Genomic DNA, 26,992 nt, shown 5'->3' with positions numbered 1-26,992 from the left:
CAAATAGGGCTGAGATGAGCAAATGCAGGTCCGCCGTGAAAGAAAATATACCGAAGACAGTCTTGATAACGGGGGCCGCCCGCCGGCTTGGGCGGGCAATCGCCACCGATCTGGCCGCCCATGGCTTCGCGATCGCCGTCCATGCCAATGAATCGATGGCGCAGGCCGAGGAATTCGCTAACGAAATAAGGCAAAAAGGCGGCAAAGCCGTTGCCGTCCAGGCGGATTTGACACAGTCCGGGCCCACTTCTGGGCTCATCGAACAGGCTTCTTCGGCGCTGGGACCTATCGGCGTCGTTATCAATAATGCATCGGTTTTTCTGGACGACTCGGCGGATAAGCCCGATCCCGCGATCTTCGACGCGCATTTCGCCGTGCATGTGCGGGCCCCTTCTCTCATCGCCGCCGCCTTTGTCGAACAATTGCCTGCCGACAATTCCGGGCTGATCGTCAATATCATCGACCAGCGCGTGCTTGCCCTCACGCCGCGTTTTTATTCCTACACACTTTCTAAATCCGCGCTGTGGACGGCCACGAGGACGATGGCGCAGAGCTTCGCACCGCGCGTGCGGGTCAATGCCATCGGGCCGGGTCCTACCTTCAAAAGCGAAAGACAGACGCCCGAGGACTTTCAGGCGCAGATCGACGGCCTTATATTAAAGCGAGGTCCCGCACCGGATGAGTTCGGGCGGACGATTCGCTTTCTTTTCGACACGCCGTCGGTCACCGGACAAATGATCGCGCTCGACGGCGGCCAGCACCTCGGCTGGGAAACCCCTGACGTGGCGGAGATAAATGAATGAACGGAAAGAAGCTGCCTGATGGCGGTATTCTCTTCGATGAAACCGACGACGAAGACGACGATGCAAGCCTTGCCGCACCGGAAGCGGCCGAGGCTCCGCGCGACGTTGCCGGCATGGACTGGAATGCAGGCTGGAAAAACGAATCCGGCCTGAAGGGCATGGATCTGATCGGCGAATTCGTCAAACACCTGCCGAACTCGCCGGGTGTCTATCGCATGTTCAACGATGCGGGTGACGTGCTTTACGTCGGCAAGGCGCGCTCGCTGAAGAAGCGTGTCGGCAATTATGCGCAGGGCCGCGTGCATTCCAACCGCATCGCCCAGATGGTGCGTTTCACCACCCATATGGAGTTCGTCACCACCCGCACGGAGACGGAAGCGCTTCTGCTCGAAGCGAATCTGATCAAGCGCTTGCGGCCGCGCTTTAATGTGCTTTTGCGCGACGACAAATCGTTTCCCTATATTCTCATCACTGCCGACAACCGCGCACCGGCGATTTTCAAACACCGTGGCGCCCGGGCGCGCAAGGGCGACTATTTCGGCCCCTTTGCGTCGACTGGCGCGGTCGGCCGCACCATCAATTCACTGCAGCGCGCCTTTTTGATCCGCACCTGCACCGACAGCGTGTTCGAGACCCGCACGCGCCCCTGTCTTCTTTACCAGATCAAGCGCTGTTCCGGGCCCTGCACGCATGAGATCAGCGATCAGGGCTATGCGGAACTCGTCAAGGAAGCCAAGGATTTCCTGTCCGGCAAGAGCCAGAGCGTCAAGACCGCGATTGCGCGGCAGATGAACGAGGCGGCCGAAGACCTCGATTTCGAGCGGGCCGCCGTCTATCGCGACCGGCTGGCCGCACTTTCCCATGTCCAGAGCCATCAGGGCATCAACCCGGCTGGCATCGAGGAAGCGGATGTTTTCGCCATCCACCATGAGGGCGGCATCTCCTGCATTCAGGTATTCTTTTTCCGCACCGGGCAGAACTGGGGCAACCGCGCCTATTTCCCGAAGGCCGATCCTTCCCTGCCCGGCTCGGAAATTCTCAACGCGTTTCTGGCGCAGTTTTACGACGACAAGCCCGTGCCGAAACAGATCCTGCTTTCCGAAACGGTGGAGGAGCAGGAACTGCTGGCCGCCGCTCTCGGTGAAAAGGCGGGGCACAAGGTCACGATCAGCGTGCCGCAGCGCGGCGAGAAGAAGGACATTACCGGCCACGTGCTTGCCAATGCCCGCGAGGCGCATGGCCGCAAGCTGGCGGAAACCTCGTCCCAGGCGCGGCTGCTGAAGGGTTTTGCGGAAACCTTCGGCCTTTCCTATGTGCCGCGACGGATCGAGATTTACGACAACTCGCATATCATGGGCACCAATGCCGTGGGCGGCATGGTGGTGGCGGGGCCGGAAGGTTTCGTGAAGAACCAGTACCGCAAGTTCAACATCAAATCGACCGACATCACCCCCGGCGATGACTTCGGCATGATGCGCGAGGTGATGACCCGCCGTTTTTCCCGTCTCCTGAAGGAAGAAGGCAAGCCTGACCGCGAACGGACACCGACACCGGAGGAAGCGGCCGACATGCCCTTTCCCGCCTGGCCGGATGTGATCCTGATCGACGGCGGCCAAGGCCAGATGACGGCGGTGCGCGCCATTCTCGACGAACTCGGCATTCGCGACTGTGTGACGGCCATCGGCGTCGCCAAGGGTGTGGACCGCGAGGCGGGCCGCGAGCGCTTCTTCGCGGACGGGCGCAGCGATTTCTCGCTGCCGCCGCGCGATCCCGTGCTTTATTTCATCCAGCGCATGCGCGACGAAGCGCACCGTTTTGCCATCGGCTCGCACCGGGCGCGGCGCAAGAAGGAAATGGTGCGCAATCCGCTGGATGAAATTTCGGGAATCGGGCCGGGCCGCAAACGCTCCCTGCTGCAGCATTTCGGCACGGCCAAGGCCGTTTCCCGCGCCGGTCTCAACGATTTGATGGCTGTCAGTGGTATTTCCGAGACGGTGGCGCGACAAATCTATAATCACTTCCACGAGAGCGGCAGTGATTGATACCGCGACGTCGTGGCGAACTGCTAAAAAAACATAATCACATGTTGACGCTATGCCCTAGCGGCGGCATCAAGGCAGCTGATCTTAGACTGACAGGTTTCCCATGGCTTCGCGCGCATACAGCATTCCCAACCTTCTCACCTATGGCCGCATCCTCGCGGTTCCTGTCATTGTTCTTTGCTTTTTCATCGAAGGAAAGCTGGAAAGCTCGGATTTCGCGCGCTGGACGGCTCTGTGGCTGTTCATCATCGCCTCGCTGACCGATTTCCTCGATGGTTATCTGGCGCGTATCTGGAACCAGACGTCGAATATCGGCCGCATGCTGGATCCGATTGCCGACAAGCTGCTGGTCGCCTCCGTGCTGCTCCTGATGGCGGCTGATGGCACCATTGCCGGCTGGTCGCTCTGGGCGGCCATCACCATTCTCTGCCGTGAAATTCTGGTCTCCGGCCTGCGCGAATATCTGGCAGCGCTGAAGGTCAGTGTTCCCGTTACCCGCATCGCCAAATGGAAGACCACCATCCAGATGGTGGCCATCGCCTTTCTGCTTGCGGGTCCTGCGGGCGACAAGGTTCTGCCCTACACGACCGAGATGGGAATTACGCTTCTCTGGCTCGCCGCGGCACTCACCATGTATACCGGTTATGATTACTTCAAGGCCGGCCTCAAGCACATCGTGGACGAAGAATGATGGCACGGATCGTTTATTTCGCCTGGGTGCGCGAGAAGATCGGCACGGATGAAGAAGAGCTGGATATCCCCTCCTCCGTCACCACGGCCGGCGAGCTGATCGCCTGGCTTGCGACACGCGGCGAAAATTACGAAGCCGCCTTCGAGTTTCCCAATGTGATCCGTGTGGCCGTCAATCAGGAACATGTCGAGCATGACGAAAGCATTGTCGGCGCACGCGAGATCGGCCTTTTCCCACCGATGACGGGGGGATGAGCGGATGCAGCCGACAGTCCGCGTCCAGGCACAGGATTTCGATGCTGCGGAAGAAACCCGCCGGCTGACGGAAAGTGACAGGAGCATCGGCGCGGTGGTGGCCTTCACCGGGCTCTGCCGGGATGATGGCGGCACACTCGCGGCGCTGGAGCTAGAACATTATCCCGGCATGGCGGAAGCGGAAATAACCCGCATTGCCAAACTTGCCATGGAGCGTTTCGGCCTGCTTGGCCTCACCGCCATCCATCGCCACGGCAAGATCGCCACCGGCGAAAATATCGTCCTCGTCATTGCAACCTCGTCTCATCGACAGGCGGCCTTCGACGGCGCCAATTTCGTGATGGACTATCTCAAGACATCCGCTCCGTTCTGGAAAAAGGAACATGGCAAGGATGGCTCGACGGGCGACTGGGTTGCAGCAAAGACAACCGACGATACGGCCAAGGACAGGTGGCGATAGTGCTTGTTCTTTTCTCGCATTTCCGGATGGACAACCGACGTCCACTTTTTCCGGAGATGCTCTAGGGCGCTTCAACCCTGCTGCGCATGATGATCAGCCAGCCGACCAGCATCGCCAGAACCGCTGCATCGCGCCAGGCGGCCGGGCCGTAACCGACCCAGAAAGTTTCCGCAAAACCAACGGCGGCGGCCCCAAGGCCGCAGATGAGCGGGCTGGCATAACCGCCCGCCGCTGAAATCAGCACCACCTTCAGTCCAAAGACCAGACCGGCCCCGAAATCCATGGTGCCGTAATAAAAAGTGGCCAGCACACCGGCGATGGCGGCGACGAGGCCCGCCGCGCAATAGGACAGCAGAAATATCCTGCCCGCATTCACCCCGCATAAAGCGGCGGCAAAAGCATCGTCCGACACCGCCTTCCAACGCCTGCCGAAAGCGGAAAGGCTGAGATAAAACGACCCCGCGAGAATGAGCAGGCAGAACGCCGCCGTGTTCAGCATCTGCATCGGTGTCAGGGTTACGGCAAATCCCCCGTCGGCCCAGAAACGCACCGGCTCAGACAGAAGCGGCGGCAGCCATAACTGCCTTGTGTCGGCGACCAGCCTCGCGCTTTCCGTGAGGGCGATCAGCACGCCGACCGAGGCGACGGTCACCGCATTGGGAGAGGCTTTCGCCAGCGGCCGCATCACCGCCCTGCCGACAAAACCCGCCGCCCATAGCCCACCGAACACACCCGCCCCTGCCCCGAGCGCAAGTGTTGCCGGCAGAACCAGCCACAGCCGGTTCCAGCCGAAATCGGCAAACAGCAGGCAGGTCTGACCGGCAAAGGCGAATATGGCGCCATAGGTGACATCGGCGCGTCTGGTGACCGAAAAGGCGATGGCATAGCCAAAGGCCAGAACCGCATAAAGCGAGGCGACCGGCACGGCATTCAGCAATTGTTGCAGGAAATAGGCCAAGCGCGTCCTCCCGCCATTATTATAACTGTTAAAACCTGTTTTGATAGTTATAATGTGCGATATGACCTTTCGCTGGACAGAACATCGTTTCGCAGGCGGCGCATTGGCGCTGGATGTCGCCAATAGCGTGATCCTGCGCTCGGAGGCGGCAAAATCAGTCGACCGTTTTGCTGTGCCGGCGCAGATCGCTGCCTTTGCCGAAGCGGCGACAAGGCTCGGTGCGGAGCGCCACAGGTTTCCCACGCTCATCGCACCCGAAGCGGAAAGGCGGCCGGTTTTTCTAGAGCTTCGCGAGGCTGTCGACGATTATTTCCGCACGTCCATCACCGGCAGCGAAGATGGCGACGGCAAACTGGCCGGGCTTCTTTTCGCCTGCGGCACGGCGCTGCGGACGTTTCCGCTTGCCGAAAGCCTCGGCAATGCCACCGCCCATTCCGCCCTCTCGCTACTTGCGGACGAGACACAGGAACGGCTGCGCATCTGCGGCAATTGCGGCTGGCTGTTTATCGATCGCAGCAAGAACAAGAGCCGCATCTGGTGTGATATGGCGGTGTGCGGCAACCGGCAGAAAGCCAGCCGGCACTATCACCGGAAAAAGGAGGCGCAGACATGAAAGGAATCGCCCTTCCATTGCTGGCGATTGCAGGGATGCTCGCCCTTTTCGGCTGCCAACGGGACGAACCGCGTGAGGTGGCGAAGATTTCCGGCCGGATGTTTGTGTTTAACTACCGCGTGGCCATCGCCACCTATCTGGTGACCCTTCAGCGCATCGCCCCCATTCGTGACGGCAGTACCATTGAGGCGACGTTCGAGAACCCGCGCGGTGGTCCAGACCTCACCAGCCGCGAGAAGATTTTTCCGAAAGACGAAAAGATCACGGTTCAGAGCCCACCGGTGGAATGCGTGAAGCAGGACCGGCCCTATAAGGTCACCATCCGTATCAAAGGGCCGGAAGGCGACATTCTCCAGACCATCGAAACAACGATCCGTTCCGACACCGACCAGTCACTTCTGCCCGCCAAGCCGCTGGTGGTTGGCCCGCTTTATACGCCCAATCCTGAGGTGTTCAAACCGGATGGCACGACGGATATGCGGCCGGTTCAGGATTGTCCGGCGTCGTAGGGACTGACGGAATGAATGACGTGAAGGCTTCCCATCCCTCATTCCTGTGCTCGTCACAGGGATGAGGAAGGTGGGAATGGCTGCAGCCTAACCCTTTACCCCTATCAAAACAAAAAAAACGGAGCCTTTCGGCTCCGTTTCCTCGAGTCTTTTCAGCAGCTTCACGCAATCGCCTGCAACAGCGATTCAAGCCGTTGAGATTTTGAATCAGCCGACGATTTCGGTTTCGGCGAACCAGTAGGCGATTTCCTGTGCAGCGGTTTCCGGAGCATCGGAACCGTGAACGGAGTTTTCGCCGATGGAGAGCGCGAAGCTCTTGCGGATGGTGCCTTCCGCAGCCTGGGCCGGGTTGGTGGCGCCCATGATTTCGCGGTTCTTGAGGATGGCGTTTTCGCCTTCCAGAACCTGAACGATGGTCGGGCCGGAGGTCATGCCTTCAACGAGTTCGCCGAAGAAGGGACGCTCTTTGTGAACGGCGTAGAAGCCTTCGGCTTCGCGCTTGCTCATCCAGACGCGCTTGGAGGCGACGATGCGCAGACCGTTGTCTTCAAATACCTTGGTGATCGCGCCCGTGAGGTTACGCTTGGTTGCGTCCGGCTTGATCATCGAAAATGTGCGTTCAATCGCCATGTGTCCGTTTCCTTTTCCTTCAGAGAAAGTGGGCGGTCTTTACCCGCCCAAAGGCCCGAAAACAAGGGGGATCAACGAGATTGCGACTGTCACCGCAGACATTTCACGCCGCTGTCACACTGCGGCCTCTCGCATCATAGAGATCGAGGCAGCCTTCGAACCAGTCCCGCACCGGATCGTTATCGGCAAACAGATCCAGCCCAGTGGTGATCCGCGCCCATTGCAGCGCGCCGAACACGATGTAATCCGCAAAGAGCGGCGACGTACCGCCGATGAAAGGCTGGAAGCTCAGCATACGCCGGATCGGTGCGAGCAATGCCGGAAATGCTGCGATCTCCGCCTCGCGGTTCGCCACCACGTCCTCGAGCGGACGGCCGAGCGCTTTCGTGCGGCTATCGCGGAAATAATGGCGATCCGGCTCATCCAGCATATTGTGGATATCGAGCACGGCAATGCGGACGATGGCGGGGTGAAGCACAGTCTGCGACCAGCTTTCGACGAAACGGGCCATGGCCTTGCCACCCTCGCCGTTAAACAGCGACGGGCGCTCCGGGTAAGTCTCGTCAAGGTAAAGGGCAATTTCGAAACTGTCGCTCACCAGTTCGTCACCATCGCGCAGGATGGGCACGGTCTTCGAAAAACCATCCTCCACCGTGGGGATCACCGTGAAGGGTAACGGCCGCTCCTCGAAATCCAGACCCTTATGCGCCAGCGAAAGCACGGTTTTCCAGCAATGGGGAGAAAATGGCCGGGAAGTGTCGCTTCCGCATAGCGAATAGAGCGTTCTGGAAGTCGTCATGGGCTGCCCCTCTTCTGCAACATCGATGAAGCGATATAAAAACGGTCTCTGCCCGAAATCAAATCAGGATTTGTCATATTATCGATCAAGGCGCGCCAATGCGGAATCATGCCTCGTGACGGCAAAATTCCCTTCTGGATTTATTCTATTTTAAACCGTTGCTTGTAAGAATAGCGCCGTTCAACAATCGGTTATCGCCGGTCTACTCATAATAATCCATTGGTATTGGGGCTGTCAGTGACGACATCGGCGGGCGATAAAAAACGCGAGCATGCAAGAAGTGCACTTGTCGTTACCAAAATCACGCAGTTCATCGCCAAGATGAATATTGCGCCTTTGCCGCGCAATTACGAATTGATCTATGAAATATTGTCTGGACACAACCCGGCCATGGGCCGCGACATTCTCGCGCTCGGCAACGCGCCGCAGCAGCATGAAATCGACCTCATCGGCCAGCGGCACAATCTGCCCGGTTTTTCGCGGATCGAGGCGGAACAGATGGCAAGCGAGGCCTTCGAGACACTGACGCAGATTTCCGTGCGGCTGGATGCGAGCCTTGAACGCACTGAAACCTTCCTGGGCAGCCTTGAGCAGGACGAAGATGGCGAGCCGCCCGCAACGGAGCGTTTCGTGGAGTTGCTGGGTGATATTCGCGAGGAACAGACAAGCCTTCGGCATTTCATCGCCATGGGGCTGGTGAAAATCCGCGAGGTTGAAAGGAACCGCGCGGAGCTTCAGGCCGCGTCGCTGCGCGATGCGCTGACGGCATTGCCAAACCGAGCCGCCTTTCTCGAAAAGCTTGGCGCTCTTTTCGCGAAGGACCGGGCTGCATCCGCCACCTCGCTGGTGCTGCTGGATATCGACCATTTCCGGGAAATCAACGGCAAATATGGCTCCGCCGCCGGCAACAAGGCGTTACGACGCCTCGCCGCCCTGTTTCGCAAGACCATCAAGAAGGACGATTTCGTCGCCCGTATCGGTGGCGATGAATTTGCCTTTCTGTTTGCCGGCGTGCCGCAGAACACGGCCGAGGCCATTGCCGAGCGGCTGCGGCAGAGCGTGGAGGCATTGCGCTTCGCGACCACTGGCGGCGACGGCGAACATCTGACGGTTTCGATCGGCGTCGCGGAAGTGGATGGCACCGCCACGCCGGCCGAGTTTTTCGGCCATGCGGAACTCGCCCTTCTCTCGGCCCGCTGCGGCGCGCGCAACTGCGTCGTCGGCTATTCGCGGGAGGTGTCGCAGCACAGCCGCAGCAGCTATCTGGCGCAACTCGGCTCTTGAGACAGCATTCTCCCATTGTGTGGCGCGGGCGCTCTTGCCTTGGCCAGACAGTTCGGCCAAAACGGCGCCATGATTACGATTACCGATCTTTCCGCCCGCATCGCCGGGCGTCTGCTTCTTGACCACGCCAGCGTGACGCTTCCCGCCGGCGTGAAGGCGGGCCTTGTTGGCCGCAACGGCGCCGGCAAATCCACCCTGTTTCGGGTCATCACCGGCGATTTCTCCGCGGAAAGCGGTTCGGTGACGATCCCGAAGATGGCACGCATCGGCCAGGTCGCGCAGGAAGCGCCGGGAACGGAGGAATCGCTGATTTCCATCGTGCTTTCCGCCGACAAGGAACGCAGCGCACTTCTGGCCGAGGCGGAAACCGCAACCGATCCGCATCGTATCGCGGAAATCCAGATGCGGCTTGTCGACATCGACGCCCATTCGGCGGAAGCGCGCGCCTCCAGCATTCTTGCCGGTCTCGGTTTCGATCACGAGGCGCAGCTTCGCCCCGCCTCCTCCTTCTCCGGCGGCTGGCGCATGCGCGTGGCGCTTGCCTCTGTGCTGTTCGCCGAACCTGACCTTCTGCTGCTCGACGAGCCGACCAACTATCTCGATCTCGAAGGCACGCTCTGGCTGGAAGATTACATCAGGCGTTATCCGCATACCGTCATCATCATCAGCCATGACCGCGATCTCCTGAACAATGCCGTCAATTCCATCGTGCATCTGGACCAGAAGAAGCTGACCTTCTATCGCGGCGGCTACGACCAGTTCGAGCGGCAGAAGGCCGAGGCCGACGAATTGCAGATGAAGGCGAAGGTAAAGAACGACGCCGCACGCAAACATCTGCAAAGCTTCATCGACCGTTTCCGTGCAAAGGCCACTAAGGCACGGCAGGCGCAGAGCCGCATCAAGGCGCTGGAGCGCATGGGCACCGTCGCCGCCGTGATCGAGGATCACGTCCAGCCGATCACCTTCCCCGAGCCGGAAAAGCAGCCGGCCTCGCCCATCGTCGCCATCAATGGTGGTGCTGTGGGTTACGAGCCGGGAAAATCCATCCTGAAGCAGCTCAATCTGCGGATCGACAATGACGATCGCATCGCGCTGCTCGGCTCGAACGGCAACGGCAAATCGACCTTTGCGAAATTCATCTCCGGCCGTCTTGCGCCGCAGGCGGGCGATCTTCGTGTCGCGCCCGGCATGAAGATCGGCTTCTTCGCGCAGCACCAGCTCGATGACCTCGTGCCGGATGAAACCCCGGTCGAACATGTGCGCAAGTTGATGCCGCTGGCGCCCGAAGCGCAGGTGCGCTCCCGCGTGGCCCAGATGGGACTTGCGACGGAAAAGATGGCGACGGCAGCGAAAGATCTGTCCGGTGGTGAGAAAGCTCGCCTGCTGATGGGGCTTGCGGCCTTCCATGCGCCGAACCTGCTGATCCTCGACGAACCGACCAACCACCTCGACATCGACAGCCGCCGCGCGCTGATCGAGGCGCTGAATGATTATAGCGGTGCAGTCATCCTCATTTCGCACGACCGCCACCTCATCGAGGCGACGGTGGACAGGCTGTGGCTGGTCGCCGATGGCACGGTCAAGACCTTCGAAGGCGACATGGAGGAATATCGCGATCTCGTCGTTTCCTCCGGCAGGAAGAAGGAAGACAAGACCGAGGCCGCTGCCGATCAGGCGTCGAAGGCGGATCAGCGCAAGGCCAACGCAGAAAAGCGCGCCCAGCTTGCGCCGCTCAAGAAAAAGATCAACGAAATCGAGTCCCTGACGGCAAAGCTTGAGAAACTGATTCAGTCGCTCGACACCGAACTGGCTGACCCGGCGCTATACGAAAAAGCCCCTGCCAAGGCCGCGCAGAAAGTCAAAGAGCGTGGCGAAGCCGCTTCCAGGCTTTCGGATGCGGAGGAGCAATGGCTGATGCTTTCCAGTGAATACGAGGATGCGATGGCGGGTTGATGCGCGACAGCGCAGAGCCGGCGGCCTCTTGCGAAGCCGCCGTATCGCATTGTCGCAGTTTACTTCGCGCCGATCGTGTTGAGACCTTCACGGGCGCATTCGGCATCGATCGCGCCCGATGGCGCGCCGCCGACACCGATGCCGCCGACCAGGGCGTCGCCGATCTTGATCGGCAGGCCGCCGGCCTGGATGACCATGCGCTCATCCATGTTGCGAAGGCCATCATTGGCAGGCTTCGAGGCGATGAATTCGGCGATCTCGCCAATATCACGGCCGAGCGATGCGGCGGCAAAGGCCTTGCCGGTTGCGCTGGAGACCGTGTGTGGACCGGAGCCATCCGCCTTCAGCACAATCTTGGTAGCACCATCGCGGGCGACGATGGCAACTGTGACGGCGCTGCCCTTGGCGGAGCAAGCCTGAAGCGCTGCCTTGGCTGCCTTTTCCGCCATTTCGAGCGGCAGATAGGGCGCGGTCGGCAGCGTCTGCGCCAATGCGGCCGAAGGAGCGATCAGGGCGGAAGCGATGAGAAGGGTGCGGATCATGGAAAGTCCTCTTGCTTGATGAGGACTGCAGCTTAAGCGGACGGCGCTCGGCCGCGAATCCGTAAGACTTGCCGGCTGCTCGGTAGTTCTACCGATCCGCACCGGCTTCCAGCCAGAGCCTTGTCATTTCCGCCTGCGAGGTGGTGCCGAGCTTGAGGCCGATGGCGGCACGATGGCTGTCCACCGTGCGCGGCGAAAGGCCAAGCCCGTCGGCGATCTGGCGTGTGGTAAACCCAAGTGCGATGCGTTCGAGTATTTCCCGCTCCCGCGCGGTCAGCAGCGATAAAAGCGCCATATTCTCCGCCTGCAGTGCCTTTGCATCGAGCGTGCGGGTCAATATCCGATGCGCCTTCTGGATCGCGTCGATGAGATCCTGCTCATCCACGGGCTTGGAGAGAAAATCCACCGCGCCGTTGTGAAAGGCCCGGCGGCAGGCTTCGATATTGCCGTGACCGGAAATGATGATGACAGGCCAGTCGATCCCCTCTTCCGTCAGCTTCTCCTGCAGCTTCAATCCGGTGATAGCAGGCATGCGGATATCGAAGATGAGGCAGCCCGGTTCGAGCCCGGATAGCTGGCCGAGAAATACCACCGGATCGGCAAAGCCCTTCGCCTTGATGCCGACGGTGGACAGGAGCAGGATCAGCGCCTTGCGCACGGCGTCATCGTCATCGACGAGATAGACGGGCAGCGTCATGGGGTCTGTGCCTCCGCTGCAACCGGGAGGACAACGCGGAAAAGCGCGCCATTCTCACTCTCGACATAAAGGATTTCACCGCCGGCGCGCTCCACCAGCCGCTGGCTGAGGGCAAGTCCCAGACCCATGCCGTTCGTTTTCGTGGTGGCGAAAGGCGTGAACAGCCGGTCGCGCAGGCCCGGTGCGACGCCGGGGCCGTTATCGGCAACCTCGAGAACGGCGAAATCACCGCTCCGGCTCAATCTGGCGGTGATGGCGCGCCTGCCTTCAATGGCAGTGAGCGCATCAAGCGCGTTGCGCAGCAGATTGAACATGACCTGTTCTATTTCGACGGGATCAACCCGCACCAAAAGCGGAGCATCGGGCATGGCGATGTCGATGCTGGCCTCATGCCGGGCCGCTTCGCCGGCAAGCAGCGCATCGACATTGCGTAGAGCCGCGCGCAGATCATGCGCCGCCACCGGCTTGCGGTGCGGCAGCGACCAGTTGCGAAACCGGTCGAGCATATTGGCGGCGCATCGCGCCTGATCGATCATATCGTCGAGAGCACCGGAAAGGGCCGTGACATCCTGACGGGCAAGCAGCCGCCGCCCGGCCTGCGCCTGCGCCAATATCGCCGTCAGAGGCTGGGTCAGCTCATGGGCAAGACCGCTTGCCATTTCTCCGAGTGCATTGACCCGCGAAGCATGGGTGAGCCGCGCCTCCATGCCGCTCAGTTCGGCCCGTCTTTCGGCGGCGCGCATGCGCGTCCTCTGTCTTGCCATGACAGTACCGAGCAGGAAAACGATGCTCGCGCCGGCCATGCCCGCCAACAGGGCGCGGCCGGGCAAGAGATCGCGCCAGGTGATCGAGAGCGCGACTTCGAGCATAAGCGGCTGGGTAGCGCTGCTCAGTTGCCGGACATATTGCGGTGCTTCCGGTAGCGAGGGCGGGCCGAACAGGACTGTACCGTCAGGCATTTTGAGGCGGATCACCGCCTGTTTCGCCGACCAGAACGGAGCATCGGACGCCAGAAGCCGCGCGGCATCGACGGCAAGCACCAGCGCTTTCGAGGCCGTCTCGTTATTGGGGCTGCGCTTGACGATCATGTAATGGCCGGGCCTGAGATCGCTCGCCACCAGGGCGGGCCGGCCGGTAAAGACCGATGCCGCCTTGCGGATCGCCGCTGCCAGCTCGTTTTCCAGCGATCGGGTGCCTATGACAGGCCCCGCCTCGTTGAGGGAAACCAGCTGAACCTCATCGATGCGCGGGTAAAATTGCAGAATGGGCGCGGCGACATCGAGCAGCAGGCCGTAATCCGCCCCCTGCTCCGCCTGCGTCACCGCCGAAAGCGCCGTCACATGGGCATCATGCTGATCGGCCCGGCGGGATGCCTCTGCCTGCAACGCGTCGCTCTCTCGCCCCAGCTCGCCGAGCAGGCTGACATATTGATAAGCCGCCAAAGCGGAAATAACGGCCGCCATGAGCAATACCCAGACCAGAAACAACCTGAGAAAAGGCCATCCTGAAAGCGGCTGCGGATTGTCCGCCGTAGGCCGGTCGCCTGATACGGCATGGGCGGCCGCGCGAAGCGAGCGGCCGGCGCCACCCTCGCCCTTGGCCGATTCATTCGGCAAGTGCTGAGCCGGCTTTCCGGGCATGTCGTTCCATGCGTCATTGTTTTCAAGCATCGGCTCGCCCGCATGACCTTTAAAAAGGATCATGACATTCGTTCATCAAAGGAGTTTCTCAGCACAGACCGGGAAAACATTCAATGCAGCAGTCGCCGAATTCCCTTTGATGGCCATTGGCCGCAGCAAGGGCCCCGATCGGTCTCCACGCGTTAGGCACACGCCCTGCGAGGCTGCAGCCGGGCGAGCGGCACGGCGGGGGAGTAAAGATAACCCTGTCCGAAGCGTATGCCCATCTGCATGAGAAGCCGGCTCTGCTCCTCCGTTTCGATGCCTTCCGTTACCAGCTTTGCGCCGTAGCGCTCGGCGCTTTCGAAAGCGAGTGCGATGGCCTCCCTGAACCGCGATTGGTCGAGCCTCGACGTCATCCAGTGATCGATCTTGACCTCTTCGAAAGGGAACCGCGCCAGCAAAGTAAGCGCGGCATAACCGGTGCCGAAATCATCGAGCGCCAGCCGGACGCCTGCGGCGACCAGCGCATCGAAATTCTGCTGCACGACATCCGTGGTGGGTATCCTGCTCATCTCCGTCACTTCGATCGAGAGGCGATGCGTCGGCACTGCCATTTCGCGTAGAAGCGTCACGACCCGGTCTCCGAAACGCGCAGTCGCAAAAGAAGACGCGGAAACATTCACGGCCAGATGAAAATCCGCATCAAGGCCGTGCAGGTCACGAAGGTCGCGCACGACGGCTTCGATCGTCGACCATTCGAATTCCACCAGCAGCCGATGGCGTTCGGCGATCTCCAGCACATAATAAGGCGAAAGCGCCTGTCCGCGTGCATCGACCGCGCGCAGCAGCGCTTCAGCGCCGATCATGCGGCGATCGCGCATTTCGAATTTCGGTTGATAACAAATGGGCGGTCTGCCGGATTTGACCCAGTTGACCAGCATCTGCCGCACCGCCTCGTCCCGTGTCGCTTTCTCGGCAAAGGAGAAAGGGAAAATCTGCACCGGATGATCGCTTCCCTTCAGCGCCAGACTGAGGTGTCTGAGGAAGGAGGCGACATTTTGCCGGGAAAGCTGGTCCAGATTTGCCGCACCGATTTTGAGATGCGGAACCGGCCCCGCCTCCGCCGAGCGGCAAAACGTGCTCAACCCATCATGCAGATGCATCATGAGTTTCGCACTTTCCGACTTCTCCAGCGAAACCCCCTGCATGACGACCGCAAGTGTCGTATCGCCGAACATGAAGCTGCAGGGCGTGCTGGACCTGCACAGCAGACCGTCTTCGGTATCGCAGATTTCCCGCGCCAGCCTGGGCCAGAAAAGATCGCTCCAGTCCTCGCCCTCGCAGGCGGCGACATCGGCAATATTGATGATTTCGATGAGAATGAGAGCATGCGGAACGGCCGGCTCCTGCCGCATCGTTGTTTCTATATGGTCTTTGAGGGCGCGCCTGTTGGGCAGGCCGGTCAATGAATCCGTCCGCGCCGCAACGTCGCGCTTCTTTGCCTCGTCCCGCGCCCGCGCCTCGCTGCGCAGAAGGATGAACAGGCAGACGATCATCGGCAGGCCGACGGCGACCGCGCCGAGGGTTCGGCGGCCGACTGCACTCAAAAACAGTGCCTGATCGACCAGACCAAGCGCGAATGAGACTGCGACTGCAAGCAGCACGGCAATGCACCTGACCGCAAAGACGGTGAGGATATCCCGAATTCCAAGATCGGCGAGACGGCGCTTGCGCATCCAGCCATACATGATGATGCCGCAGGCCGAAATGACGGCCATGTCCTGCAGGGCCGCAAAAAACAGCATGGGACCACCGAACACAAAACGCCCGGCCGCCACGAGGACGAGGCTGATCAGTCCGCCCTGCCAGGAGCCGAGCACCCCGGCGAGAAACAGCAGGTCGGAGCGGATATAAGGTTTGGAGGGCAGCTTGATGAATTCGGAAACCAGCAGCGTCAGCAGAAAGCCCGTCATTCCGAACACGATGCCATAATAGATTTTATAGCGGGGGTCCTCGAGGGCGATATTTCGCCGCAGGAGGATCAACACGGACACCATGCCAACGACGGCGGCCGCCTGAAGCAGGAGGAATGGAAGTTCGGCAGCGGATGCTGCCGCTTGTGAGGCGATCAATTCCATCATCTGCATTCCCCGGTTATTATGTGTTCTGGGGCCGGAATTCCGGCACATGGCCTTCACAGATCCCGCTTCGCGCAGGACACAACTTATAACACATCGCCCAGCCTTCAGTGTCCTATGCCGACATTGCGGCTTCGACGCCGTAAAGTTCCGCTGGCCCGACAATCGTTCCCATATGCCCCGAGGCCAGCACCAGCCGGTCGCGGCCCTGGCGCTTCGCCTCGTAAAGCGCCATATCGGCCCGGTTGACCATCTCGTATATGATCTCCCTGCCGTCACCGGAAACCGCAATGCCGAGGCTGACGGTGACGATTTCCCGCCCGTCGGGGCGGTTGAGATGGGGTATGGCCTCGTCGATCACAGCCAATCTCAGTCTTTCACCGATGGCGAGTGCAGCGGAAACAGCGCAATTGTCGAGCAGAACCACAAATTCCTCGCCACCATAACGCGCGACGAAACTTCTGTCGCCATCGTCCCTGCGCAGGGCGCTGCGCAGCCTGCCGGCGATCCTGCGCAGGCAATCATCGCCGGCCACATGGCCCTCTGAGTCATTGTAGTTCTTGAAGTAATCGACATCGAGAAGGATGAGCGCCCGCGGCCTGCCGTTGCCGCCCGAAGCCTCGTTCGCCGCCTCGTCAAAGCTGCGGCGATTGCGGATGCCGGTGAGCTGGTCCGTATTGGAGAGCTGCTGAAGCTCGTGATTTGCGTTTTGAATCCGCTGCAGCAACGTCTTCTCGCGCAGCGACGCCAGATAGTCCCGTCTTTCCACCTGCTCGATACGATAGGCCGCAAACAGTGAGACGGCGCTGATTCCGACGGAACACATGATCGCGGGGAGCTTGGCCACCTCGCTCGTCACGGTGACATATTCCATGCCGATCATGAAAACCGCCATGCAGCCGACCGTGCCCATGACCGCAAGCGGAAACGGTTTGCGATGTATCGTATTCATATAGAGGACGACGGTGACGATCCCCATGTAATATTCGCTGGCCGATGAGGTCTGCGCATTGGCATAGATGAACATGATCGAGGCGACGACCATCATGCAGCCCAGCCCGTGAAGCACCTCATGCACCACCGCATCCGGCCGCACATTGATCGCATAATAGCGGGCGGGAAAATAAAGAAACAGAAGCGGCGTGATGATAAACAGGCGGACTGTGAGATCCAGCCAGATGATCTCCGGCACCAGACTTATGTCCACAAGCACGTAGAGATTGTAGAGGGTGACGCCGAAAATAAATCCATATGTATTGAATTGCCGGCTGTTTTCGTTGACTTTCTGAACGAAGCCAGACAAACGGTCATCTCTAAGTAAAACCAACACACACCTGCTATTCAAAAAATCTATTCAAGTGAAATATAAAATTGCCGCTAATATTCATGGAATATACCTGAAAAAATCAACATTAAAACCGCTGATTGACAAAAAAAATAACACTAAAAACTCAAAATAATATTTTTTAAACTCAAATATTACACAATAAAATAATACCAATACCGAAAAATTGTTATGAAGTTACAACTTGAAAAAAGACGCGCCGGGCGGAAACGATCACCTTGCTCCTTCGAGCGTTTCTGCTAAAAACTTGTAAAAATCACACTTTATCCTATGCAGCACTCACACGGGTTCCACTTCATGTCAGCCACCAAGCTTGCCATCGTCGGCGTCGGCAAAATCGTTCGTGACCAGCATCTTCCCGCCATCGCAGGTAATCCGGATTTTGAATTGATCTGCACCGCGAGCCGTCATGGCACGGTGGACGGCGTCGCTTCCTATGGCACCATCGAGGCCATGCTGGAGGCTGTGCCTGCTATCGATGCGGTATCGCTGTGCATGCCGCCGCAATATCGTTACGAGGCCGCCTATGCGGCACTGAATGCCGGCAAGCACGTCTTCCTCGAAAAGCCGCCCGGCGCCACTCTTTCGGAAGTGCAGGATCTCGTGCGGCTTGCGGGTTCAAAGGGCCTGTCGCTGTTTGCAAGCTGGCATTCGCGTTATGCGCCGGCGGTCGAGGCTGCGAAGGCGTTTCTGGCCTCGACGAAGATCGACAGCGTTCATGTCATCTGGAAAGAGGATGTGCGCCACTGGCACCCCAACCAGGCCTGGATCTGGCAGGCGGGCGGTCTCGGCGTGTTCGATCCCGGCATCAACGCGCTTTCGATCATCACGCATATCCTGCCGCACGCGCTGTTCCTGACCAAGGCGACGCTTGAATTCCCGGAAAACCGTGACGCGCCGATCGCCGCCGACCTGCATTTTTCCGACGTGACGCAAACGCCCGTCCATGCCGAATTCGACTGGCGCCAGACCGGCAAGCAGAGCTGGGATATCGTCGCCGAGACGGCAGCGGGACGGATGGTGCTTTCGGAGGGGGGCGCGAAGCTCTCGATCAACGGCGAAGAAAAACTGTCCGAGCCTGAGCGGGAATATCCGGCCCTTTACGAGCGTTTCTCCGAGATCATCAAGGCAGGCCGCTCCGACGTCGATCTCGCGCCACTGACCCACGTGGCCGACGCCTTCCTGCTCGGCCGCCATAAATTCGTGGATTCCTTCTACGACTGAGAAGCGGAAACGCTTCCCGAAGGACAATGCCTTAGAGGGCGCGGCTGACGAAACGGTCGCGCCCTGATTTTTTGGCTTGATACAGAGCTTCGTCGACGCTCTGCAGCAGCGTCGCGCGGTCTGCTCCGGCCTGCGGGGCCAGCGCGCCGCCTATGCTGAGGCGGGCACCCACCTCGTTCCCATCGACATCGAAGGGCTTGCGGAAGGCGGCAAGCAACTGGTCCGCCAATCCGTTCAGCACCTCGGAAGCGCTCGGCCGGGGCATGAAAATCGCGAATTCGTCGCCGCCCATACGCACCACGATATCCTCGCTGCGGACCGTTTTGCGAATGCGCCCCGCAGCTTCGGTCAAAACTCGGTCTCCCGCCGGGTGGCCGAACGTATCGTTGATGGTCTTGAAACCATCAAGATCGAGATAGAGGACACCGAAGGCCTCGTTTGCACCGAGGGCCGCGCCGAGCTGGCTATCGACGATCGCCTCCAGAGCCTTGCGATTATAAAAACCGGTCAGCGGGTCGGTCATCGCGGCGTCGCGCAGCTCGCGTTCGGCAAGACTCATGGTGAAATTGGCTTTCTGGAGCCGCAGAAGCGCGGCGGCCAGCAACGCAAAACGTCTTAAGCTGTCGATTTCCGTACGAGAGAATTTCCGCGGCACCGTATCGACCAGGCAGAAGGCGCCAATGACGAGGCCGGGCTCCAGCTCGATCGGCGCACCGGCATAGGAACGCAGTCCGGGACCGCCCTTTACATAGGGCATGAAACGGAAATCCGGATGCTCGGTCAGATCGGAGATGATCACCACATCCCTCTTGGTGATGACGCGGCTGCAGATCGACAGGTCACGCGAGCATTCTGAAAGCTCCATACCCGCCTGTTCCGCGATATGAAGCCAATCCTCGTCAACGATGTGGACGGCCGCCCGTGGCACGCCGAAAACACCCTGCCCCAATTGCGACAGCACTTTCAGTTCCGGCATGTCGGCATTCTTGAAGGACATGATCGACCGCACCGCGACCAGACGCTCCATTTCCCCGTCCGGTCGTGAAATTGCCTGCCCCATGCTCATGTCCCTCTGCTGTTTCGTCCGCGGCACCCGCCTTTGACCGGATGAAAAGACCACACCATGAAAGCCGCGTCTGTTTCGCGGCTTTCCTTTCGGCGCATAATGCAAAAACCGGCAATTGACGCCACATGCGAAATTTTGCCGGTCTGTTTGCGTATGGAACCAATCGTGGGACTACAAAACCTGCTGTGCGATCAGGCCTTCTTCTGCCAGCGGCCTTCAGGCGACTGCTGCCAGTAAGTCAGGGAATGTCCCTCTGTTTTCAGCCTTTTCCAGTGATTTCGCGCCATTTCAAGCTGGTAGGCATCGTATCCGTCGAACATGAACACGATACGCTCATAGGCCTCCACCGCTGGCGGCTCGGCGCCATCAACGACGAAGCGGACACTCGCCGCGTTGGCGTTCTCGCCCGACGCCGTCAGGAGAATCGGCTGGCTTTGCGGTGCGGGCGAAGTGTCGGTGGCGTGCGGCAGGAAGCTGTCGTCACGAAAGGTCCACAGATGTGTGTCGAGGAAATCACGACGCTCCTCGCCCGCCGTCTGGATCGCGACCTTCCAGCCGCGCTCCAGCGATTTCTCGAGCAAAGGCGGCAACGCGTCCTCCAGCTTCGATTCCGTCAGATGGTAGAACAGAATTTCAGTCATCCGCAGACGTGCCGCCCCACTCGTTTCAATCTTCGTAATGGGCGCGAACGAGTTCGTTCAGCAGCCTGACGCCGTAACCCGAGCCCCAGGACTGATTGATCTCGGTCAGTGGCGAACCCATTGCGGTGCCGGCGATATCGAGATGCGCCCAGGATGTTTCACCCACAAAACGCTTGAGGAACTGCGCGGCGGTGACGGAACCCGCCAGACGGCCCGAGCTGTTCTTCATGTCGGCGAATTTGGAATCGATGATCTTGTCGTAATCCTTGCCGAGCGGCATGCGCCACAGTTTTTCGGCTGTCACGTCGCCCGCCTGCGCAAGACGCGCTGAAAGCTCGTCATCATTGGAGAAAAGGCCGGCCTGCAGATTGCCGAGCGCAACCGTGATGGCGCCCGTCAGCGTCGCGAGGTTCACCATGAATTTCGGGTTGAAGCGATCCTTAGTGTACCAGAGCGCATCGGCCAGAACCAACCGGCCTTCGGCATCGGTATTGATGATCTCGATGGTCTGGCCGGACATGGAGGTGACGATATCGCTGGGGCGCTGGGCGTTGCCGTCCGGCATGTTCTCGACAAGACCAATGACGCCGATCACATTTGCCTTGGCCTTGCGGGCTGCGAGCACATGCATCAGGCCGGTGACGGCAGCAGCGCCGCCCATGTCACCCTTCATATCCTCCATATTGAGGCCGGGCTTCAGTGAAATGCCGCCGGTATCGAAAACGACGCCCTTGCCGACAAACGCAATCGGCTCGTCCTTCTTGTTGCCGCCGTTCCACTGCATCACCGCAAGCCGCGGCGGACGCGCCGAACCCTGCGCGACGCCGAGAAGCGCATTCATGCCAAGCTTCTTCAGCTCTTTCTCGCCGAGAACTTCCACCTCGACGCCGAGTTTGCGTAGTTCCTCCGCCTTTTCGGCGAATTCAACCGGGCCGAGAACGTTCGGCGGCAGATTGACGAGATCGCGCGCCAGAGTAACGCCGCCCGCAACTGCCTCCGACACGGCAAAGGCCTTTTCCGCTTCCTGATACGCAGCCGTGACGATGACGATACCGACCTTTTTCGGCGTCTTTTCGTCATCGGACTTTTTCTTGGTCTTGTAGGCATCGAAGCTGTAAGCGCGCAGGAGAACGCCGAGCGCGAAATCCGCAGCAGCCTGCCCGCCTGCCTCTACGCCCGGCGCATCGAGATAGATGACGACCTTGTCGGCCTTCTTGAAATTGGCGGCGGCGGTGCCGCCGGCGCGCAGCCAGTCATGGGCGATCAGCTTCGACGGCTTGCCCAGCCCGATGACGAGCAGCCGGTCGGCGGCGGAACCCTGCGGCGCAATCAAGTCGAGCGTCGTCATGGACTTTGCGGAAAAGCCCGAGATCTTCGCCGCCCTCTCGATCACGCCGCCCGGGTCGGCCTCGGAAGCACCGGCGACGGCCTGCGCCTCACCCGAGGCTTGCAGCACAACGGCCAGGGCATTTTCCAGCGAGGCGGAATTGGCGAAAGAAATATCGAATTTAGCGGACATGTTTTCCTGCTCTTCTTGGACGACTTGCACGATGCGCATGATCATGGCCTTTTCGGCCGGGGGCGCAACCCCGCATTCTTTAAAGGCCTACGGTCGTTAAAGGAAAGGCATTTTTGTGGAATGCGAAATCACGTCATGAAACCGACAGCTTGTTCCACAAAAAGACACAGGCGACGGAAAAATCGTCGCGCAAAACATATTTGTGAGCATGCCGGAATAGCCAATTGCAAACGATGCGATTAGATAAGCGGAAATTCGGCGAGCGATCGCACGAAAAACAATGTCGAACAGGGCCGTATGAAGCTTCTTGAGAACTATATCCTGCGGCGGACAACGCAGATGTTTCTGGTCGCGCTGCTGCCGGTGCTGGCCATCATCTGGACCATCCAGGTTCTCCAGAGAATCAATCTCGTGACCGATACGGGCCAGTCGATGGGTTCCTTCATGGCGCTCGCGACGATGATCCTGCCGACGCTCATTCCCGTCGTGCTGCCTTTCGCGCTTGTCATCGGCATCACCCAGATCTTCACGACGATGAACAATGATTCCGAGCTTGCCATCATCGATGCGGCTGGATCGCCGCGTTCGGTGATGTATCGCCCGGTTCTCATTCTGGCCGCCGTTCTGAGCGCCCTTTCCTTCACCATCACCAATTTCATCGAGCCGCCGGCCCGCAGCTCCGCCCGGCAGATGGTTGCCGCCGCCTATGCCGACCTTCTGTCTTCGGTGATCGAGGAAAAGACCTTCCGCACCATTCAGGACGGCCTCTATGTGCAGATTGCGCAGCGGCAGGGCCGTATCCTCAAGGGCCTGTTCGTCGCCGACCGCCGCGATCCGAATTTCGACCTCATCTATTATGCCAAGGAAGGCATGATCGACGAAAGCGGCACCTCGCTGACCATGCGCGACGGCGAAGTGCAGCAGAAGACGCCCGACGGCAAGGTCTCGATCGTCAAGTTCCTGTCCTACGCCTTCGACCTTTCGACCATGTCGGAAAAACAGGATTCGGAGCCGTCGCTCTCTCCCGGCGATGCCAGCCTCGGTTTCCTTCTCTCGCCCGACGAGAACAATGCGAGCTACAAGCGCTCGCCGGAGAATTTCCGCAGCGAGTTGCACAAGCGCCTGTCGGACTGGATGTTCGCCTTTTCCTTCGCGCTGATTTCACTGGTCATCGCCGCTGACGCCCGTTCGCATCGCGAGGCGCGCATGCATCCGATGGTCGCTGCGCTGGTGACGGCCTTCATACTGCGGTGGCTTGGTTTTTATGTCACCAATCAGATCAAGCAGAGCGCAGCCTTCATTCCGCTGGTCTATGCCGTTCCGGGCCTCAGCGGCGCCGCTGCCGCCTTCATTCTGCTGACCGGTCGCAAGCCGAAAATGCCGAAGGTCATCGCCGATGCGATGGGTCGTCTGCGCCGTCTCTTCTCCAGCCGGATGGCGAAAAGCTCTGGGAGCGGCAACGCATGATTTTCAACACGCTCTCCCGGTATTTCCTGAAACGCTATCTGATCACCGCCATCTGGTTCGTGCTCGGCGTGTCCTCGATCATTTACCTTGCCGATTTCAGCGAGACTGCACGGCGCATGTCCGGCCTGCCCGGCTATTCCGTTCCGGCCGCGCTTGGCCTCACGGCGCTTCGCCTGCCGCTGATCCTGCAGCAGACCGTTCCCTTCATCGCCCTCTTCGTCGGCATGACGACGCTGATCTCGCTCAACCGGCGCTACGAGCTGGTGGTGACGCGCGCTGCCGGCATTTCCGCCTGGCAATTCATCCTTCCCTTCGTGCTCGGCGCGGTTTTCATCGGCATCCTGTCCGTCATCATTCTGAACCCCATCGCGGCATGGGGCCAGAACAAGTCGCTGGCGATGGAAGCCGGTCTGCGCAATGAAGCAGGCGGTGGCCGTCAGCAGGAGATCATTCCGTGGATGCGCCAGACAAGTGGCGGCCAGGATACGATCATCGGCGCCAAGAGCTTCGAGGACAACGGAACGATGCTTCTCGATGTGGTTCTGATCCACCTCGACAAGGACGGAAACATCGTCTCGCGGCAGGATGCGAAGTCGGCTAAATTGGAAGATGGTTACTGGCTTCTTAACGGCGTTTCAGAAACGCGCGCGGGACATGTGCCAGTTCGGCAAGAGAGCATGCGGATCAGTACCAATCTGAGACGGGAATTTGTCCAGGAGCGCATGACGCAGACGGAAACCGTTGCTTTCTTTGACCTTTCTCACAAGATCGAAGTTGCAAAGTCCTTTGGACTATCTTCAAAGGCGCTTGAGACGCAGTATCATTTCCTGCTATCGACGCCCCTGCTTCTGGTTGCGATGACCTTGATCGCCGCGACCGTTTCATTAAAGTTCAGCCGCTTCGCCCAGTCGCGCTCCGTGATTCTGGGTGGAATCGTTTCCGGCTTCGTGCTTTATGTAGTAACCGTGCTCGTAAGGGCATTCGGGAGTGGTGGTGTTGTCCCTCCCACCGTCGCGGTCTGGGTTCCAGTCGTCGTGGCGTTGGCTTTGGGGGCAACCATTCTGCTTCATCAGGAGGACGGCTAAGTGGCGGTATATGACCGCGGGAATATCAGGCGGCTTTGGACGGCCCTTCTGACAGGTGCCGCTGTGTGCGCGTATTTGGCATCCAGCCCGGTCGCTTTCGGCCAGGATGGTTTGCTTGCGTCGGCAAGCCAAGACGATTCGAAACTCCTGCTTACAGCAAATGAACTGACCTATAATCGCGATTCCCAGCGCGTCATCGCGAAGGGCGTCGTTCGCATGAAATATTCGGGCTACCGCATGGTGGCCCAGCAAGTGGAATATAACCAGCAGACCGGCCGCGTGATTGCCCATGGCAACATCGAACTGATCGAGCCGGGCGGCAACAAGATCTATGCCGACGAGATGGACGTCACCGACGATTTCGGTCAGGGCTTCGTTAATGCCCTGCGCGTCGAGACCACGGACAATACCCGTATCGCGGGTGAAAGTGCCGAGCGTCTCGAAGGCGACCTGATGGTCCTCAACAACGGCGTCTACACCGCGTGTCTGCCCTGCGCCGAGCGGCCCGAAAAGGCGCCTCTGTGGCAGGTCAAGGCGGAACGTGTCGTACAGGACGGCAAGACCCATACGATCCGGCTGGAAAAGGCCCGTCTGCAGCTTTTCGGCCATTCGATCGCCTATCTGCCGTTCCTCACGGTTCCGGACAATACAGTGAAGCGCAAATCGGGCTTCCTGTTCCCGCAGATGAGCATTACCGACAATCTCGGTTTCGGCATCGGCGTCCCCTATTTCCACGTTCTGTCCGACACCTCGGACGTGACCGTTACGCCGACCTATTACACGACGCAGGGTCTGCTGCTGCAGGCGGAACTGCGCCAGCGCTTCGAAACCGGCATGCATACGGTCACGATCGCCGGCATCAGCCAGCAGAAGTCCGATACCTTCACGGCCGGCACCAGCGATGCGCTCAACGACAATCGTGGCATGATCGCAAGCAAGGGTGATTTCTCGATCAACCCGCGCTGGGCGTTCGGCTGGGATGCCATGGTGCAGACCGACAATAACTTTTCGCGCACCTATGGGCTGAAGGGTTATAAAAACGACGTTCAGACCAACCAGATCTACCTGACCGGCGCGAGCGAGCGTAACAGCTTCGAAGCCCGTGGTTATTATTTCAACGTTCAGGACACGGACAATACCGAATCCAAGGAACGCAAGCAGGCCATCGTCCATCCGGTTGTCGACTATCGTTATTTCGTGCCGGATCCGATCTATGGCGGCGAGCTTTCGCTGACCACCAACCTGACGAGCATCACGCGCTTGAAGCAGGATGCCTACGCGCTTGGCGGTTATCCGCGCTTCAGCGGGCTTGAAGGCGACTATACGCGCCTTTCCACCGAAGCCGAGTGGAAACGCACCTTCACGATGGACAGCGGCCTGCAGATCACGCCGATCCTCGCTGCACGCGGTGATGCGCTCTGGACGGATATGTCTCCCGCGGCCTTCACCTCGGGCGGCACCTCCTATGCCTATGAGGGCATGATGAATGACGGTGCGGCTTTCCGCGGCATGGTCACCGGCGGCCTGGAAGTGCGTTATCCCTGGCTGTTCACGGCACTCAACAGCAGCCACGTGATTGAACCCATTGCGCAGATTTTCGTGCGCCCGAACGAACAATATGCCGGCCGCCTTCCAAACGAGGACGCACAGGCATTCGTATTCGACGCGACCAATCTGTTCGAACGCGACAAATTCTCCGGCTTCGACCGCATCGAAGGCGGCACGCGCGCCAATATCGGCTTCCGCTATAACGGTACCTTCGACAACGGCTACGGCGTTCGTGCCATCGCCGGCCAGTCTTTCCATCTGGCGGGCGACAATTCCTTCGCCTCCTACGATCTCGTCAATGCAGGCGCCAATTCCGGCCTCGAATCCGACCGTTCGGATTACGTCGCCATGGCTGCTTTCGATGCGCCGATCGGTCTTTCGCTGTCGTCGAGCCTGCGTCTCGACAAGGACGATCTAGACATCAACCGGTCGGAAACCGGCATCAGCTATTCGGACCGCCGCCTCACCGGCAAGCTCAGCTATACGCAGGTCAAGGCGCAGCCGAAATATGGCTATAACGAAGACCGCGATATCATTCAGGCCTCCGGTACGCTGCGTATGGACGACAACTGGTCGCTGTTTGGCTCGATCAACTACGATCTGAACGGAAAATTTGCTGCCGAGCGCCGTATCGGCATTGCCTATCAGGATGAATGCACGATCTTGACGGTCAGCTATTCCGACGAAGGCAATATCAATTCCAGCCGCCAGGCCGCCAATGACTGGTCGATCAATGCCCGTCTGGCCTTCCGGACGCTCGGCGATATCAGCATCGGTTCAGCAAACGAGGACTGGAACGACATGGATATCGGCTGGAAGCCAAACAACTACTGAGTTTAGAGGCAGGTTACGCAGCATCGTGGCCTGCCTTTTTACCATTTGGCCAGTAAAGCCACGGTTTCGCCGCAACAACACGCCAATGTCGGCCGCGCATGGAACCTATCGGGTTTTCTTTCAACAAACCGACACATTGCCGTCTTGCGGATCGCGATGATATATACGTGGCAAATTTGCGGTGTGGATGCACAGGTGCAGGCCTGAAGAGCGGGAGAGTTCGATGATCCCCTCATCAGACAAAACAGATTGGCGGGACAGGGCAACA

Annotated in this window: 24 protein-coding genes; 13 read left to right on the top strand and 11 right to left on the bottom strand. The window is 59.5% G+C overall.

What is annotated here, in order from left to right:
• Positions 1-14 precede the first annotated feature (14 nt).
• The 5 genes from DA915_RS05720 (at position 15) to DA915_RS05700 (ending at position 4,250) form a co-directional block, all read left to right on the top strand.
• Positions 15-803 carry an SDR family oxidoreductase gene (locus DA915_RS05720; protein WP_003502126.1) on the top strand — a complete coding sequence of 263 codons (789 nt, stop codon included), beginning with the start codon at positions 15-17 and terminating at the stop codon, positions 801-803.
• On the top strand, positions 800-2,845 hold the full coding sequence (gene uvrC / locus DA915_RS05715; protein ID WP_192886419.1) for an excinuclease ABC subunit UvrC: 2,046 nt from the start codon (positions 800-802) through the stop codon (positions 2,843-2,845). Before DA915_RS05720 ends, uvrC begins: the two co-directional genes overlap by 4 nt.
• Positions 2,846-2,948: 103 nt before the next feature.
• On the top strand, positions 2,949-3,536 hold the full coding sequence (pgsA, locus tag DA915_RS05710; protein WP_003502124.1) for a CDP-diacylglycerol--glycerol-3-phosphate 3-phosphatidyltransferase: 588 nt from the start codon (positions 2,949-2,951) through the stop codon (positions 3,534-3,536).
• Entirely contained in the window at positions 3,536-3,790 is a 255-nt protein-coding gene (gene moaD / locus DA915_RS05705; RefSeq protein ID WP_107675352.1) for a molybdopterin converting factor subunit 1, read from the top strand. Before pgsA ends, moaD begins: the two co-directional genes overlap by 1 nt.
• 4 nt (positions 3,791-3,794) lie before the next feature.
• Entirely contained in the window at positions 3,795-4,250 is a 456-nt protein-coding gene (locus DA915_RS05700; protein ID WP_107675351.1) for a molybdenum cofactor biosynthesis protein MoaE, read from the top strand.
• A gap of 61 nt (positions 4,251-4,311) precedes the next feature.
• On the opposite strand, the gene DA915_RS05695 is transcribed toward DA915_RS05700, so the two are convergent.
• On the bottom strand, positions 4,312-5,208 hold the full coding sequence (locus DA915_RS05695) for a branched-chain amino acid ABC transporter permease (protein WP_099085504.1): 897 nt from the start codon (positions 5,206-5,208) through the stop codon (positions 4,312-4,314).
• 52 nt (positions 5,209-5,260) lie between these two features.
• On the opposite strand from DA915_RS05695, the gene DA915_RS05690 reads away from it, so the two are divergent.
• Positions 5,261-5,821 carry a CGNR zinc finger domain-containing protein gene (locus DA915_RS05690; protein WP_192886418.1) on the top strand — a complete coding sequence of 187 codons (561 nt, stop codon included), beginning with the start codon at positions 5,261-5,263 and terminating at the stop codon, positions 5,819-5,821.
• Positions 5,818-6,330 (top strand): hypothetical protein, encoded by a 513-nt coding sequence (locus DA915_RS05685; RefSeq protein WP_107675350.1) that lies wholly within the window; start codon positions 5,818-5,820, stop codon positions 6,328-6,330. Before DA915_RS05690 ends, DA915_RS05685 begins: the two co-directional genes overlap by 4 nt.
• A 207-nt stretch (positions 6,331-6,537) precedes the next feature.
• Here the strand turns inward: DA915_RS05685 and ndk are convergent, their stop codons facing one another.
• Positions 6,538-6,960 (bottom strand): nucleoside-diphosphate kinase, encoded by a 423-nt coding sequence (gene ndk / locus DA915_RS05680; protein ID WP_003502118.1) that lies wholly within the window; start codon positions 6,958-6,960, stop codon positions 6,538-6,540.
• A 103-nt stretch (positions 6,961-7,063) separates the two neighbouring features.
• Entirely contained in the window at positions 7,064-7,759 is a 696-nt protein-coding gene (locus DA915_RS05675) for a glutathione S-transferase family protein (protein WP_026363455.1), read from the bottom strand.
• Between the two features lie 237 nt (positions 7,760-7,996).
• On the opposite strand from DA915_RS05675, the gene DA915_RS05670 reads away from it, so the two are divergent.
• Both DA915_RS05670 and DA915_RS05665 read left to right on the top strand, forming a co-directional pair.
• The gene (locus tag DA915_RS05670) at positions 7,997-9,043 is read left to right on the top strand and encodes a GGDEF domain-containing protein (protein ID WP_162692750.1); all 1,047 of its coding nucleotides are present in this window, start codon (positions 7,997-7,999) and stop codon (positions 9,041-9,043) included.
• A 69-nt stretch (positions 9,044-9,112) separates the two neighbouring features.
• Positions 9,113-10,996 carry an ABC-F family ATP-binding cassette domain-containing protein gene (locus DA915_RS05665; protein ID WP_003502110.1) on the top strand — a complete coding sequence of 628 codons (1,884 nt, stop codon included), beginning with the start codon at positions 9,113-9,115 and terminating at the stop codon, positions 10,994-10,996.
• Positions 10,997-11,055: 59 nt separating this feature from the next.
• On the opposite strand, the gene DA915_RS05660 is transcribed toward DA915_RS05665, so the two are convergent.
• The 5 genes from DA915_RS05660 to DA915_RS05640 all read right to left on the bottom strand — a co-directional run bounded on the left by DA915_RS05660 (position 11,056) and on the right by DA915_RS05640 (position 17,298).
• A complete protein-coding gene (locus DA915_RS05660) occupies positions 11,056-11,538 on the bottom strand; it encodes a heme-binding protein (RefSeq protein WP_003502109.1) in 483 nt (160 codons plus the stop codon).
• Positions 11,539-11,626: 88 nt separating this feature from the next.
• Complete coding sequence (locus DA915_RS05655; protein WP_003502108.1) at positions 11,627-12,235, bottom strand: response regulator transcription factor; 609 nt, start codon at positions 12,233-12,235, stop codon at positions 11,627-11,629.
• Entirely contained in the window at positions 12,232-13,938 is a 1,707-nt protein-coding gene (locus tag DA915_RS05650; RefSeq protein ID WP_107675349.1) for a sensor histidine kinase, read from the bottom strand. The genes DA915_RS05655 and DA915_RS05650 overlap by 4 nt, the downstream gene beginning before the upstream one ends.
• 119 nt (positions 13,939-14,057) lie before the next feature.
• Positions 14,058-15,998: a GGDEF domain-containing phosphodiesterase gene (locus tag DA915_RS05645; RefSeq protein WP_107675453.1), complete on the bottom strand. Its 1,941-nt coding sequence runs from the start codon at positions 15,996-15,998 to the stop codon at positions 14,058-14,060.
• Positions 15,999-16,110: 112 nt separating this feature from the next.
• Positions 16,111-17,298 carry a GGDEF domain-containing protein gene (locus DA915_RS05640; RefSeq protein WP_107675348.1) on the bottom strand — a complete coding sequence of 396 codons (1,188 nt, stop codon included), beginning with the start codon at positions 17,296-17,298 and terminating at the stop codon, positions 16,111-16,113.
• A 339-nt stretch (positions 17,299-17,637) separates the two neighbouring features.
• Here DA915_RS05640 and DA915_RS05635 point away from each other — a divergent pair, with 339 nt between their 5' ends.
• Entirely contained in the window at positions 17,638-18,564 is a 927-nt protein-coding gene (locus DA915_RS05635; protein ID WP_107675347.1) for a Gfo/Idh/MocA family protein, read from the top strand.
• Positions 18,565-18,595: 31 nt separating this feature from the next.
• Here the strand turns inward: DA915_RS05635 and DA915_RS05630 are convergent, their stop codons facing one another.
• The 3 genes from DA915_RS05630 to DA915_RS05620 all read right to left on the bottom strand — a co-directional run bounded on the left by DA915_RS05630 (position 18,596) and on the right by DA915_RS05620 (position 21,790).
• Positions 18,596-19,624, bottom strand: coding sequence for a sensor domain-containing diguanylate cyclase (locus tag DA915_RS05630; protein ID WP_107675452.1), 1,029 nt, complete (start codon positions 19,622-19,624; stop codon positions 18,596-18,598).
• A gap of 197 nt (positions 19,625-19,821) precedes the next feature.
• Positions 19,822-20,271, bottom strand: a complete 450-nt coding sequence (locus DA915_RS05625; protein ID WP_107675346.1) for a DNA polymerase III subunit chi — start codon at positions 20,269-20,271, stop codon at positions 19,822-19,824.
• A 25-nt stretch (positions 20,272-20,296) separates the two neighbouring features.
• Complete coding sequence (locus DA915_RS05620) at positions 20,297-21,790, bottom strand: leucyl aminopeptidase (protein ID WP_107675451.1); 1,494 nt, start codon at positions 21,788-21,790, stop codon at positions 20,297-20,299.
• A 297-nt stretch (positions 21,791-22,087) separates the two neighbouring features.
• Here DA915_RS05620 and DA915_RS05615 point away from each other — a divergent pair, with 297 nt between their 5' ends.
• From DA915_RS05615 to DA915_RS05605, 3 genes are read left to right on the top strand one after another with little or no spacing between them, the layout of a single operon-like run.
• On the top strand, positions 22,088-23,257 hold the full coding sequence (locus tag DA915_RS05615; RefSeq protein WP_003502098.1) for an LptF/LptG family permease: 1,170 nt from the start codon (positions 22,088-22,090) through the stop codon (positions 23,255-23,257).
• Positions 23,254-24,342: an LPS export ABC transporter permease LptG gene (gene lptG, locus DA915_RS05610; RefSeq protein ID WP_060726132.1), complete on the top strand. Its 1,089-nt coding sequence runs from the start codon at positions 23,254-23,256 to the stop codon at positions 24,340-24,342. The genes DA915_RS05615 and lptG overlap by 4 nt, the downstream gene beginning before the upstream one ends.
• Positions 24,343-26,724 carry an LPS-assembly protein LptD gene (locus tag DA915_RS05605; protein WP_060726131.1) on the top strand — a complete coding sequence of 794 codons (2,382 nt, stop codon included), beginning with the start codon at positions 24,343-24,345 and terminating at the stop codon, positions 26,722-26,724.
• The last annotated feature ends 268 nt before the right edge of the window (positions 26,725-26,992 follow it).

The sequence above is a fragment of the Agrobacterium sp. LAD9 genome, from assembly GCF_003031125.1.
GTDB lineage: Bacteria > Pseudomonadota > Alphaproteobacteria > Rhizobiales > Rhizobiaceae > Agrobacterium > Agrobacterium radiobacter.
Note: the sequence above shows the minus strand (reverse complement) of the source record. Positions and strands in the feature narration are given on the sequence as shown.

Excerpts from the sequence above, each read along its gene's own strand:
- DA915_RS05720 (WP_003502126.1), top strand. The coding sequence starts at position 15 with ATGAGCAAATGCAGGTCCGCCGTGAAAGAAAATATACCGAAGACAGTC.
- pgsA (WP_003502124.1), top strand. The coding sequence starts at position 2,949 with ATGGCTTCGCGCGCATACAGCATTCCCAACCTTCTCACCTATGGCCGC.
- DA915_RS05635 (WP_107675347.1), top strand. The coding sequence starts at position 17,638 with ATGTCAGCCACCAAGCTTGCCATCGTCGGCGTCGGCAAAATCGTTCGT.
- ndk (WP_003502118.1), bottom strand. The coding sequence starts at position 6,960 with ATGGCGATTGAACGCACATTTTCGATGATCAAGCCGGACGCAACCAAG.
- DA915_RS05690 (WP_192886418.1), top strand. The coding sequence starts at position 5,261 with ATGTGCGATATGACCTTTCGCTGGACAGAACATCGTTTCGCAGGCGGC.
- DA915_RS05675 (WP_026363455.1), bottom strand. The coding sequence starts at position 7,759 with ATGACGACTTCCAGAACGCTCTATTCGCTATGCGGAAGCGACACTTCC.
- DA915_RS05625 (WP_107675346.1), bottom strand. The coding sequence starts at position 20,271 with ATGACTGAAATTCTGTTCTACCATCTGACGGAATCGAAGCTGGAGGAC.
- DA915_RS05620 (WP_107675451.1), bottom strand. The coding sequence starts at position 21,790 with ATGTCCGCTAAATTCGATATTTCTTTCGCCAATTCCGCCTCGCTGGAA.
- DA915_RS05645 (WP_107675453.1), bottom strand. The coding sequence starts at position 15,998 with ATGATGGAATTGATCGCCTCACAAGCGGCAGCATCCGCTGCCGAACTT.
- DA915_RS05685 (WP_107675350.1), top strand. The coding sequence starts at position 5,818 with ATGAAAGGAATCGCCCTTCCATTGCTGGCGATTGCAGGGATGCTCGCC.
- DA915_RS05655 (WP_003502108.1), bottom strand. The coding sequence starts at position 12,235 with ATGACGCTGCCCGTCTATCTCGTCGATGACGATGACGCCGTGCGCAAG.
- DA915_RS05615 (WP_003502098.1), top strand. The coding sequence starts at position 22,088 with ATGAAGCTTCTTGAGAACTATATCCTGCGGCGGACAACGCAGATGTTT.
- DA915_RS05665 (WP_003502110.1), top strand. The coding sequence starts at position 9,113 with ATGATTACGATTACCGATCTTTCCGCCCGCATCGCCGGGCGTCTGCTT.
- DA915_RS05700 (WP_107675351.1), top strand. The coding sequence starts at position 3,795 with ATGCAGCCGACAGTCCGCGTCCAGGCACAGGATTTCGATGCTGCGGAA.
- DA915_RS05650 (WP_107675349.1), bottom strand. The coding sequence starts at position 13,938 with ATGATCCTTTTTAAAGGTCATGCGGGCGAGCCGATGCTTGAAAACAAT.
- moaD (WP_107675352.1), top strand. The coding sequence starts at position 3,536 with ATGGCACGGATCGTTTATTTCGCCTGGGTGCGCGAGAAGATCGGCACG.
- uvrC (WP_192886419.1), top strand. The coding sequence starts at position 800 with ATGAACGGAAAGAAGCTGCCTGATGGCGGTATTCTCTTCGATGAAACC.
- DA915_RS05660 (WP_003502109.1), bottom strand. The coding sequence starts at position 11,538 with ATGATCCGCACCCTTCTCATCGCTTCCGCCCTGATCGCTCCTTCGGCC.
- lptG (WP_060726132.1), top strand. The coding sequence starts at position 23,254 with ATGATTTTCAACACGCTCTCCCGGTATTTCCTGAAACGCTATCTGATC.
- DA915_RS05630 (WP_107675452.1), bottom strand. The coding sequence starts at position 19,624 with ATGGGGCAGGCAATTTCACGACCGGACGGGGAAATGGAGCGTCTGGTC.